Source organism: Aeromonas aquatilis, from assembly GCF_054052405.1.
In genome coordinates, this window is the sequence record NZ_JBSTYP010000050.1 from 23,423 (window position 1) to 34,254 (window position 10,832).

9 protein-coding genes are annotated in these 10,832 nt (G+C 56.8%); 7 read left to right on the forward strand and 2 right to left on the reverse strand.

Annotation, left to right across the window (positions count from 1 at the left end; all coding sequences use genetic code 11):
- Positions 1–108: 108 nt before the first annotated feature.
- The 3 genes from thrA to thrC are packed head-to-tail and all read left to right on the forward strand — an operon-like array spanning position 109 to position 4,852.
- Positions 109–2,586 carry a bifunctional aspartate kinase/homoserine dehydrogenase I gene (gene thrA / locus ACW5W8_RS17875; RefSeq protein WP_498629242.1) on the forward strand — a complete coding sequence of 826 codons (2,478 nt, stop codon included), beginning with the start codon at positions 109–111 and terminating at the stop codon, positions 2,584–2,586.
- 2 nt (positions 2,587–2,588) lie between these two features.
- Entirely contained in the window at positions 2,589–3,569 is a 981-nt protein-coding gene (gene thrB / locus ACW5W8_RS17880; RefSeq protein WP_498629244.1) for a homoserine kinase, read from the forward strand.
- Positions 3,566–4,852, forward strand: coding sequence for a threonine synthase (gene thrC, locus ACW5W8_RS17885; RefSeq protein WP_498629245.1), 1,287 nt, complete (start codon positions 3,566–3,568; stop codon positions 4,850–4,852). Before thrB ends, thrC begins: the two co-directional genes overlap by 4 nt.
- A gap of 464 nt (positions 4,853–5,316) precedes the next feature.
- Here thrC and ACW5W8_RS17890 read toward each other — a convergent pair whose 3' ends face one another.
- On the reverse strand, positions 5,317–5,763 hold the full coding sequence (locus ACW5W8_RS17890) for a hypothetical protein (RefSeq protein WP_498629247.1): 447 nt from the start codon (positions 5,761–5,763) through the stop codon (positions 5,317–5,319).
- A gap of 8 nt (positions 5,764–5,771) precedes the next feature.
- Positions 5,772–6,557 carry a hypothetical protein gene (locus ACW5W8_RS17895; RefSeq protein WP_498629249.1) on the reverse strand — a complete coding sequence of 262 codons (786 nt, stop codon included), beginning with the start codon at positions 6,555–6,557 and terminating at the stop codon, positions 5,772–5,774.
- 721 nt (positions 6,558–7,278) lie between these two features.
- Here ACW5W8_RS17895 and ACW5W8_RS17900 point away from each other — a divergent pair.
- From ACW5W8_RS17900 to tsgA, 4 genes are all read left to right on the forward strand, one after another.
- Complete coding sequence (locus ACW5W8_RS17900) at positions 7,279–7,656, forward strand: hypothetical protein (protein WP_005338113.1); 378 nt, start codon at positions 7,279–7,281, stop codon at positions 7,654–7,656.
- Positions 7,657–7,882: 226 nt separating this feature from the next.
- The gene (locus tag ACW5W8_RS17905) at positions 7,883–8,464 is read left to right on the forward strand and encodes a DUF1349 domain-containing protein (protein ID WP_498629251.1); all 582 of its coding nucleotides are present in this window, start codon (positions 7,883–7,885) and stop codon (positions 8,462–8,464) included.
- A 334-nt stretch (positions 8,465–8,798) separates the two neighbouring features.
- Positions 8,799–9,500: a purine-nucleoside phosphorylase gene (gene deoD / locus ACW5W8_RS17910; protein ID WP_498629252.1), complete on the forward strand. Its 702-nt coding sequence runs from the start codon at positions 8,799–8,801 to the stop codon at positions 9,498–9,500.
- A 36-nt stretch (positions 9,501–9,536) separates the two neighbouring features.
- Complete coding sequence (gene tsgA, locus ACW5W8_RS17915) at positions 9,537–10,700, forward strand: MFS transporter TsgA (protein WP_498629254.1); 1,164 nt, start codon at positions 9,537–9,539, stop codon at positions 10,698–10,700.
- Positions 10,701–10,832: the final 132 nt, after the last annotated feature.

Below are 10,832 nucleotides of genomic sequence, written 5' to 3' on the forward strand. Positions count from 1 at the left end.
TGACGAACAAGCACAGAAATCAAAAAAGGCCCGTACCCACCCAGTACGGGCCTTTTTGTTGGATTGGTTTTTAGATTGAATTTCATAGATTTACAGGGAGAGAAAGCGATGAGAGTGTTGAAATTTGGCGGGTCTTCACTGGCCGATGCAGAACGTTTTTTACGGGTGGCCGATATCGCGGTCAACACCCACGGCCAATCTCAGGTAGCCCTGGTGCTCTCTGCTCCTGCCAAGGTGACCAATCATCTGGTGGCGCTGGTGGAACAGACCAGCCGCGGCATGGATGCCAGTTCCACCCTGTTTGAAGTGAACGGCATCTTCTCCCGCCTGCTGGCCGGGTTGAAGGCGGCCTATCCGGCGCTCGATGACAAGGCGCTGCTGGCGCGCCTCACCAGCGAACTGGATCAGGTGGAGCGGCTGATGCAGGGCATCCGTCTGCTGGGCCTCTGCCCGGACAACGTGCAGGCGCGCATTCTGAGCCGTGGCGAGAACCTCTCCATCGCCTTTATGCACGAACTGCTGCGGGTGCGCGGTCTGGAGCTGGAGCTGATCGTGCCGGAAGAGCTGCTGGTGACCGACGGCGGTTATCTGGAAGCTCACGTCGATATCGAGGCCTCCCGGGTGCGCTTTGCCGCCAAGGGCTTACGTCCTGTTGTGGCAGAAAAGCAGCGATGCCTCTACCTGATGCCGGGCTTTACCGGCGGCAGCGACAAGGGCGAGACCGTGCTGCTGGGTCGTAACGGCTCCGACTACTCCGCAGCCGTATTGGCCGCCTGTGTCGATGCCGAGTGCTGCGAGATCTGGACTGACGTAGAAGGTTGCTACAGCTGCGACCCCCGTCTGGTGCCGGATGCCTACCTGCTGAAAACCCTCTCCTACAAGGAGGCGATGGAGCTCTCCTACTTCGGCGCCAAGGTGCTGCACCCGAAAACCATCGCGCCGGTGGCCCAGTTCCATATTCCCTGCCTCATCAAGAACAGCTTCAACCCGCAAGGGCCGGGCACCCTGATTGGCCCCGAGAGCGGCGATGATGACCTGAAAGTGAAGGCCATCTCCGACTTGTCCGGCATGTGCATGTTCAACGTCTCCGGCCCCGGCATGAAGGGGATGGTCGGCATGGCCGGTCGCATCTTCTCCGCCGTCTCCCGCGCCGGGGTCAGTATCGTGCTGATCACCCAGTCATCTTCCGAGTACAGCGTCAGCTTCTGTATCCACAGCTACGACAGCGACAAGACTCGCAAGGTGCTGGAGCGCGAGTTCGAGCTCGAATTCAAAAACCAGCTGCTGGAGCCGCTGGATATCATCAGCGATCTGGCGATCATCTCCCTCATCGGTGACGGCATGCGCACCAGCAAGGGAATGGCGGCCCGCTTCTTCACCTCGCTGGCGCAAGCCTCCATCAATATCGTCGCTATCGCGCAGGGCTCCAGCGAGCGTTCCATCTCGGCGGTGGTGCGGGATCGCAAGGTGGCGGAAGCGATCAAGGCGTGCCACCAGAACTTCTTTGGCAGCCAGCAGTTTATCGATCTGTTTGTGGTTGGGGTCGGTGGCGTCGGCGCCGCGCTGGTGGATCAGATTGCCCGCCAGCAGCCGGTTCTGGCCGAGCAGGGCACTGGCCTTCGCGTGGTCGGCATCGCCAACAGCCGCCAGATGGCGGTCAACAAGGATGGCCTGAACCTCACCAACTGGCGTGAACAGCTGGTGGAAGCCCGCGACAGCTTCTCGCTGGAAGGGGTGAAAAAGCTGGTGGAAGATAGCCATATCATCAACCCGGTGATCGTTGACTGCACCTCCTCCGAGGCGGTGGCCGTCCAGTATGCCGACTTCCTCGCCGCTGGCTTCCATGTGGTCACTCCGAACAAGAAGGCCAACACCGGCTCGCTCGATTACTACAAGGCGCTGCGCCGCACCGCCCGCCAGACTCGTCGCAAGTTCCTGTACGAGACCAACGTCGGCGCTGGTCTGCCGGTTATCGAGAACCTGCAGAACCTCATCAAGGCCGGTGACAAGCTGCGTGCCTTCGACGGGATTCTGTCCGGTTCGCTCTCCTTTATCTTCGGCAAGCTGGATGAGGGGATGGCCTTCTCTGAAGCCACCAAGATTGCCCGCAGTAACGGCTTTACCGAGCCGGATCCCCGCGACGATCTCAACGGCATGGATGTGGCGCGCAAGCTGCTCATTCTGGCTCGTGAAGCCGGCATGGCGCTGGAGCTCTCCGATGTGGAAGTCGAGCAGGCACTGCCACCTGGCTTTGATGTGAGCGGCGATGTAGAAGCCTTTATGGCTCGCCTGCCGGAGGCTGACGGCTGGTTCCGCGACCAGTTCGCCGCGGCGCAAGCTCAGGGCAAGGTGCTGCGCTATGTGGGTTCCATCGAGGGTGGCAAGTGCAAGGTCGCCATCAAGGCGGTCGGTGGCGATGAGCCGCTGTTCAAGGTCAAAGACGGGGAAAACGCGCTCGCCTTCTTCTCTACCTACTACCAGCCGATCCCGCTGGTGCTGCGTGGCTATGGCGCCGGTACCGAAGTGACTGCGGCGGGCGTCTTTGCCGACGTGCTGCGCACCCAGAACTGGAAGCAGGAGCTATAAGCATGAGTTCAGACATGTACCAGAGCAGTAGCGTGGTCGCCTATGCCCCCGCCTCCAGCGCCAACCTGAGCGTGGGATTCGATGTACTGGGGGCGGCGCTCGCCCCCGTAGATGGCTCCCTCTTGGGCGATCGGGTGCAGGTAAAAGCCGCTGATGTGCCGTTTGCGCTGTCCTCTGTGGGCCGCTACGCCCACAAGCTGCCGGACGATCCGAAAAAGAATATCCTCCATGACTGCTGGGTCGCCTATGGCGAGGCGCTGGAGAAGCGCGGCCTTAAACTTAAGCCGCTTGAAATGGTGCTGGAGAAGAACCTGCCGGTGGGCTCGGGGCTGGGTTCCAGCGCCTGTAGCGTGGTGGCGGCGCTGGAGGGACTCAACGCCTTTCACGGCGCCCCCCTCAATGAGCACGACATGCTGCTGCTGATGGGGGAGATGGAAGGCAAGATCTCCGGCTCCGTTCACTACGACAACGTCGCCCCCTGTTATCTCGGCGGCATGCAGCTGGTGCTGGAAGAGCACGGCGCCATCAGCCAGGGTATTCCGGTGTTCGATCAGTGGTACTGGGTGGTCTGCTACCCGGGCACAGTGGTTTCGACCGCCGCGGCCCGCGCCATTCTGCCGGCCCAATATCGCCGTCAGGATTGCCTCACCTATGGCCGCCGCCTGGCTGCCTTTGTCCACGCCAGCTACACCGGGCAGGAGGGATTGGCCGCGAGCGTATTGAAAGACGTGATTGCCGAACCCTACCGCGCGGCGCTGATCGAAGGCTTCGCCGAGGTGCGGGCGCAGGCGGCCCAGAACGGGGCGCTCGCCACCGGCATCTCCGGCTCCGGCCCCACCGTGTTTGTGGTGATGAAGGAGCTGGCGCAGGCCGAGCGGATGAAGGATTGGATGGAAGCACATTTCGTGCAGAACGAAGATGGATTTGCCCGGGTCTGCAAACTGGACATGGCCGGGGCACGGGTAACAGGAAGCGAGCTATGAATCTCTACAACATCAAGGACAACAGCGAACAGGTGAGCTTCGCGCAGGCGGTGCGTCAGGGCTTGGGTCGCGAACAGGGGCTCTTCTTCCCCGAACAACTCGAACCGCTCGCCGATGTGGATGCCCTGCTGGATCTGCCGCTGGCCGAACGCTCTGCCCGCATCCTCAGCCACCTGCTGGGTGACGAAGTGCCCGCGGCCAAGGCCAGCGAGCTGATTAATGCCGCCTTCACCTTCCCGGCGCCGCTGGTGAAGCTCAAGGATGGCACCGATCGCAAAATATATGCCCTCGAGCTGTTCCACGGCCCGACCCTGGCGTTCAAGGATTTCGGCGGCCGCTTTATGGCCCAGTGCCTCGCGGCCTTTAGAACGAACGACAAGATCACCATCCTCACCGCCACCTCCGGCGACACCGGTGCCGCCGTGGCCCACGCCTTCTACGGGCTGGAGGGGATCGAGGTGGTGATCCTCTATCCCAAAGGCAAGATCAGCCCCTTGCAGGAGAAGCTCTTCTGCACCCTCGGCGGCAATATCCGCACCATCGCCATCGATGGCGACTTCGATGCCTGTCAGGCGCTGGTAAAACAGGCCTTTGACGACGAGGCGCTGAAAAAGGCCATTGGCCTCAACTCCGCCAACTCCATCAATATCAGCCGTCTGCTGGCGCAGGTTTGCTACTACTTCGAAGCTGTGGCCCAGTTGCCGAAAGCCGATCGCGCCAAGGCGGTGATCAGCGTGCCGTCCGGCAACTTTGGCAACCTCACCGCGGGCCTGATCGCCAAGGCGCTGGGGCTGCCGGTGAAGCGCTTTATCGCCGCCACCAACGCCAACGATACCGTGCCGCGCTACCTGAAAACCGGTCAGTGGGAGCCGCACCAGACAGTGGCCACCCTGTCGAACGCCATGGATGTCAGCCGCCCCAACAACTGGCCGCGGGTAGAAGAGCTCTGCCGTCGCAAGGGCTGGGCGCTGGAAACTCTGGGTTCCGGCATGCGTAACGACGCCCAGACCCGTGATGCCCTGAAACGCCTGCACCAGCTGGATTACCTGTGCGAGCCCCACGGCGCTATTGCCTGGGATCTGCTGGGGGAACAGCTGGCCGAGGATGAAGTGGGGGTGTTCCTCTGCACCGCCCATCCCGCCAAGTTCAAGGAGTCGGTGGATGAGATCTTGCATCTCGATGTGCCGCTACCCGGCCCGCTCGCCAAGCATGCCGAACTGCCGCTGCTCTCCGTTAATTTGCCAGCCGAGTTTGCCCGGTTAAGAGCATTTTTGGTGGGCTAAGCCGCCGAGCTGAGATAACCGATAGAAATAAAAATCCCCCGGTAACGGGGGTTTTTTATTATTGCATTGTGAAAGGTGACTCAAGTTTGATTCGCTGAACGATACACCGGATCGTCCTCTGTCTCCCTTCTCGCATCAGTAGCTTCCCAGATGCAGCCCGATTATCTGGGTTCCTTGCTGCCGCTTTCTCACGCTCTCGAGTGGGGATTGAGAGTAGTGGTTGGTGGGATTTGGGCCATTGTGAGCTAGTCGAGGAATGGTTGGCTTAGGAATGTAGGACCCTATATTTCCCCGATGAAAAATGTCATGTATATCATGCCTTATTTTCAAAAAAGACAGTTAAAACTGTGAAGGTTAACATTGTGTGGCTGGCCTCTATAGTTTACTGGAATAAACGCCCACTCGAGATAGAAGGGGGGCATTTAACGCCCAGTTTGGTATCATTAGATATGGATGTTCTCGGTTTATGACTGTGAATATATAGCACGGACTATAGTTTTGGCTCTATTAGTGGCACACAGTCGTTGTATTATATTGCGCAATGTTGCTTCATCTGCTGCAATAGTTGCAAATACATTCATGCCATTGACTATATGATATTGAGGGGCAAGCTCTACAGGTAGTTGCTCTGATATCATCTGCTCCGTATTCAGAAAACATGGATACAACATTAAATCATGTGTGATGAAAAATAAATTATATGAATATCCTGTTGATAGCGACTTTATAGAAAAAGCATAGGTCAGCATACCAGCGGCCCCTAAGGATGACTGCTGTTGAGTTATATCAGCGCTTAAGAGTCCACCACTTTCTTGTTCCACTTGAAATTTTATTTCATCAAGAATATTTCGTGGGTTTTGTATTTTGGGCTGTAAAAACAAATCGCCAAATAATGAGTTTATGTTTTCCATATTGCACCTTATATATTTGAATTCATAACTATTGGTAGGTGATCCGAAAAAGTTCTCTTATTTATCACACCATCTTTTTTTATAAATGAATCATGTTTACTTTTGGTTACTATCTTGACGTCATTATCTGAGATTAAGTCTAGCAAGGAAGATGAAAAAATAAACTGATCAAGAATGTTCCAGTGTATCGTCTCATGTGTGCTACTATGGTGGAAATATGTTCCATACGGTCTTGAAGTTGTAGCGTAGAATTTCCACATAGGATTATAATAGTAATCATAGTTATTACCCAAAATTTTTCGGGTTCCTTTTTTTGCGATCTCTCTATCACATGTTGCGTTGAAACAAGCAGCACTAACCATAGCCGGTTCATAGGGGTTTTGGTTGAAATCTCCGCATATGATAACATGAGATGTATCATATTCATCTTTCCTTTTATCTATTTCCTTCATTAACATTTGAACTTCTAATACTATTGATATCTCAGAGTAAGAGATTTTTGATATAAGATGAAGACAACAAATTAGCACATCACCAGAAATTGGGGAGTTTAATAATAATAAGCTATATCTCATCGATTCATGCACTATTTTTATGATGGATGAGGAATACTTGGTGAATATGGATAAGTTGTTGAGGGTGACTATTTTATTGAATGAGTTATTGGCTATGACACTTTCATTTAAATTATTGGCTTCTGCAAATATACACAGATCGATCTTTTCATCTACGCATATTTGATTTGCGGCTAAGGATAAGTCTTTTTTCTGAACATTCCAAAATAATATATTCATTTAGTTTTTTGTTCTTTAATGATATTAGTTGTCGGTAGATGTCCACTTTATTTTTATGATATTGGCTGTTTTCTGTGTCGGGTAAATCTAGCGGTTTATTCCTTTTGGAGATTCATTTAAGACGAAGAATATACTAAAGATATCACCGATGATGTCACTCCTGAGCATTCTGATATAACAGGTGATAAAAATGCTTGAAACAAAAATTTGTGCTAACACACATTCATGATTGTGTTCCAGGAACAAACCTACGAAAACTTACGCTACCGCCCGTGGATTACAGCTTCCAATATGCTCCAATTAGCCAGCGAAGGTGTGACCCATCACAACATTAGGTACCGGATGGCTATGTTAAGCCAATCTAATCTGGTAGTGCCAGTCAAAAAGTGACGTAACTATCAGAAAAATTGCCTTTTTTGAGTCTGGTCAACAAATCGCCCTGACCGGGCACTGGATTCCCATGGCCCTTGATTTTATTGGGGTTGGCGGGTGGGACGGGGAAGAGGGGGGGGTTACCGTTAGGGAAGGGTTGGTCGGGGGCAATCCCGCTTTGCCAATCGGCGCTATAGTGCGGGCGATGGTTGCCCTGTGCTCTGCTCCCAAGCTGGCGAGGCGGGGGATCTGCGGCAACAATCAGCTGTTGCAATCACAGCCATTTGCAACACATCGTCATGCAAATATGACCATGCAAACACATCACCAGATAGAGAGAAGATCTCCCATGAAGCGTACCATCCTGTTCGGCCTGCTCTGCGGCAGCGTGCTGCTGGCCAATCCGGTCTTTGCCAACGATGCGGCCCAGTTGCAGTGCGAGGCGCAGGCCGCGGCCAAAAAGCTTAACGGCGCCGCCAAGACCAGCTTTGTCGGCAAGTGCGTGAAAGATGCCGCTGGCGCCGCAACCGGCGAGTGCGAGAAGGCGGCCGCCGACAAGAAGCTGGCCGGTGCGGCCAAAAACAGCTTTATCCAGAAGTGCGTGAAGACGGGCGCGGCGGTGGATCCGGCGGCCAAGTGCGAGAAGGCGGCGGCTGACAAGAAGCTGGCTGGCGCGGCCAAGAACAGCTTTGTCCAGAAGTGTGTGAAGGATAGCGCCGCCAAGTAAGGCATTTTCTCATCCGGTGTGTTTGCGGGGGGCCATCAGGCCCCCCCGCGCTTTTTGGGGTGCACTGATGGCGCAACGCACAAACCTTGTATCGGGGCGGTAATGGCGACACTATTGACTCCTTTTATGGGTTCCGCAGAGGCGCAGCCATGACCTGTCGTGACCGGACGAGGCGTTGGCGAGCCCCATTTTTGCGGGATTACGCGCGATAAGGGAGCAAAGCAGGATGATGGAAGAGATGGAATGGTGCTGGCTCAATGAACCGGCCGAGTGGCACCAGACAGACGACGGTTTGCAGGTGGTCACGGACCAGCAGACTGATTTTTGGCGCAGCACCTGGTATGGCTTCGAGCGCCACAGCGGTCATGTCTATGGCTGCGAGGTGGCGGGGGAGTTTACCTTTCAGGTCTGTGTCGAGGGGGAGTTCACCACCCTCTACGATCAGGCGGGGCTGATGCTGCTGCAAGACGAGGCGCACTGGCTGAAAGCGGGGATCGAGTACAACGATGCTCAGCCGATGATCGGCAGCGTGCTGACCAATCCGCGCTCTGACTGGGCCACCGGTATTTTTACCGGCAATCCGCGCCGCTTCTGGCTGCGACTGACCCGGCTGGCGGATTGCCTGCGTTTGCAATACTCCACCGATGGCAAGGTGTGGCCGCTGCTGCGCCTCGCCCCGTTTCCACCAAGCGAGCGCTGCTTTATCGGGGTGATGTGCTGCACGCCGGAGCGGCAGGGGTTGGCGGTGCGCTTCTCTGACTTGCGCCTCACGCCGCCTCTTGGCAAGGCGCTGCACGACCTGAGCTAGCTATCTGCCTATTGTTGGTGCCGTGAAGGCGTTAATCGGCAAAACCAATAATGTCATCGGCCCGTTGCGCCAGTGGCAGGGTATATCGAGCGGGAGGGCAGTCGCCCTCCCGCTTTTTTATGCCGCTTTACCGGCGCGTCAGGAATGGTGGGTGACTGTGATGGGCGAGTCGTAGCAAGCAACGTTGAAAAGCATGCGGTACGCAATGCAGCGGACAACAAGTTACCGGAACTGGGATCTCGATCGAGGCAACAGGACTTTTGTCCTGCAGGGGGAGAGGGGGCGGGGGCTAGGATGCCCTCATCCACACGAGTCAAACTGGAGCACAACAACAATGACCGCTCATATCAATGCCAACCCGGGCGATTTCGCCGAGACCGTCATCATGCCGGGGGATCCGCTGCGGGCCCGCTATATCGCCGAGACCTTTTTGACCGATGCGCGTGAGGTGACCAATGTGCGCAATATGCTGGGCTACACCGGCTACTACAACGGCCAGCGTATCTCGGTGATGGGCCATGGCATGGGGATCCCCTCCATGGTGCTCTACGCCCACGAGCTGGTGAACGATTTCGGGGTCAAGCGGATCATCCGTATCGGCAGCCTGGGAGCGACCCAGCGCCACGTGCAGATGCGTGACGTCATTCTGGCGCAGGCGGCGGGCACCGACTCCCCGACCAATGCCAAGCGCAGCGCCGGCTACCAGATGGCCACCTCGGCCGACTTCGCCCTGCTGCACAAGGCGTTTACCAAGGCGCAGGAGAAGGCGATTCCGGTCAAGGTGGGCAATATCTTCACCGGCGATCTCTATTACGATCCGGACGACAACCTCATTCCGGCGCTGGAGAAGTTCGGCGTGCTCGGCATCGACATGGAGGTGGCCGGTCTCTACGGGCTGGCCCATCAGCAGGGGAGCGAGGCGCTCGCCATCCTGACGGTTTCCGACCACTGCCTGACCGGTGAAGAGACCACTGCCGAAGAGCGGCAACTCTCCTTCAACCAGATGATAGAGCTGGCGCTGCACACCGCGCTGTAAGCGCAGCAGCCCTGTTGACCCCAAGAGAGACCCGATATGAACAATAAGCTCTCCCTCACTGCCATCAGCTTCCTGGCCAACTTCGTGATGGCCGGTTTTGCGACCCAGTTCGGCATGCTGATCGACCCCATCGCCGCCAAGTTCGGCACCGACGTCAATCAGGTGGCCTCCATCTTCTCCCTGCTCAACGGCGGGGCGCTGGCGGGCACCATTGCCGCCTTCTTCCTCATCGAGAAGGTGGGCCTCAAGCGGATGACGCTGCTCTGCTACGGCCTGATCGCGCTGGCGGCGGCCTCGCTCCATCTGACCGGTTCGCTCTATGTGGTGATGGCGGCCATGACGGTGATCGGCCTGTGCGGCGGGGTGGGGCTCTGCATTGCGGGGACCCTGGTGGTCAGTGTCTGGAAGGCGCGGATGCAGAGCACCATGCTGGTGGTGCAGGATGCCACCTTCAACGTGGCCGGGGTGGTTTTCCCGCTTATCACTACCTACACCCTGACCCACGCCATGGCGTGGAGCTGGAGCTATCTGGCGGTGGGCGTGGTGGCGCTGGCGACCATGCTGGTGGCGGTGCTGACCAACTTTCGCAGCTGCGAGGCGGGCGGCGAGAGCGCCGGCAACGAGCACTCGGAGTGGAACCTCGGCATCATCAGCGGCGGCCAGGGGCTCTTTTTCGGCATGCTGGCGCTCTACACCTTCCTCACCTGGGCGCCCATGTTCGTGAAGAACAAGTTCGGCATCCCCTTCGAGGAGGCGGGCAACATCATCACCCAGTACTGGACGGCGGCCCTGCTTGGCGCGCTGGTCTCGACCGCCATCGTGACCCGCATTGCGATTCGCACCTTCCTCTTGGTGATCATCACCCTGGCGATGGGGATGACGGCGCTCATCGTCACCACCGACAACCTGAGCCAGCTGCCATACCTCACCTACGGTTACGGCTTTGTTTGTGCGGCGCTCTACAACGCCTTTATCGCCTACGGGGTGTCGTTTGTGCGGCAGGCATCGAGCAAGAACGTCTCCTATATCCTCATCAGCGGCAGTGCGGGGGCCATGTTCAGCCCGGCCATCAGCGCCCTGTTTGAGCAGGTGATAGGTCTGCAGGCGGTGATGTATGCCATCCCGCTTATCTACGGCGTGATCCTCGCCATGCTGGTGGCCTCGCTGCGCATGGCCCGGCCGCAGCCCTGTCTCGCCTGAGCGGGAGAGTAAACAGCAAGAGGGGCGGTATAAACCGCCCCTCAGATTGCTGAAGAACCCCCTCTTTTTCAAAGAGGGGGTTCTTTTTTAACTCGGCACCACGGGGCCACTCACTCACTGACAAGCCGCCAT

What these genes read in the sequence shown, in the direction of transcription:
- ACW5W8_RS17890 (WP_498629247.1), bottom strand. Translation starts at nt 5,763, where the DNA reads ATGGAAAACATAAACTCATTATTTGGCGATTTGTTTTTACAGCCCAAA.
- thrB (WP_498629244.1), top strand. Translation starts at nt 2,589, where the DNA reads ATGAGTTCAGACATGTACCAGAGCAGTAGCGTGGTCGCCTATGCCCCC.
- ACW5W8_RS17895 (WP_498629249.1), bottom strand. Translation starts at nt 6,557, where the DNA reads ATGAATATATTATTTTGGAATGTTCAGAAAAAAGACTTATCCTTAGCC.
- tsgA (WP_498629254.1), top strand. Translation starts at nt 9,537, where the DNA reads ATGAACAATAAGCTCTCCCTCACTGCCATCAGCTTCCTGGCCAACTTC.
- ACW5W8_RS17905 (WP_498629251.1), top strand. Translation starts at nt 7,883, where the DNA reads ATGATGGAAGAGATGGAATGGTGCTGGCTCAATGAACCGGCCGAGTGG.
- thrC (WP_498629245.1), top strand. Translation starts at nt 3,566, where the DNA reads ATGAATCTCTACAACATCAAGGACAACAGCGAACAGGTGAGCTTCGCG.
- ACW5W8_RS17900 (WP_005338113.1), top strand. Translation starts at nt 7,279, where the DNA reads ATGAAGCGTACCATCCTGTTCGGCCTGCTCTGCGGCAGCGTGCTGCTG.
- thrA (WP_498629242.1), top strand. Translation starts at nt 109, where the DNA reads ATGAGAGTGTTGAAATTTGGCGGGTCTTCACTGGCCGATGCAGAACGT.
- deoD (WP_498629252.1), top strand. Translation starts at nt 8,799, where the DNA reads ATGACCGCTCATATCAATGCCAACCCGGGCGATTTCGCCGAGACCGTC.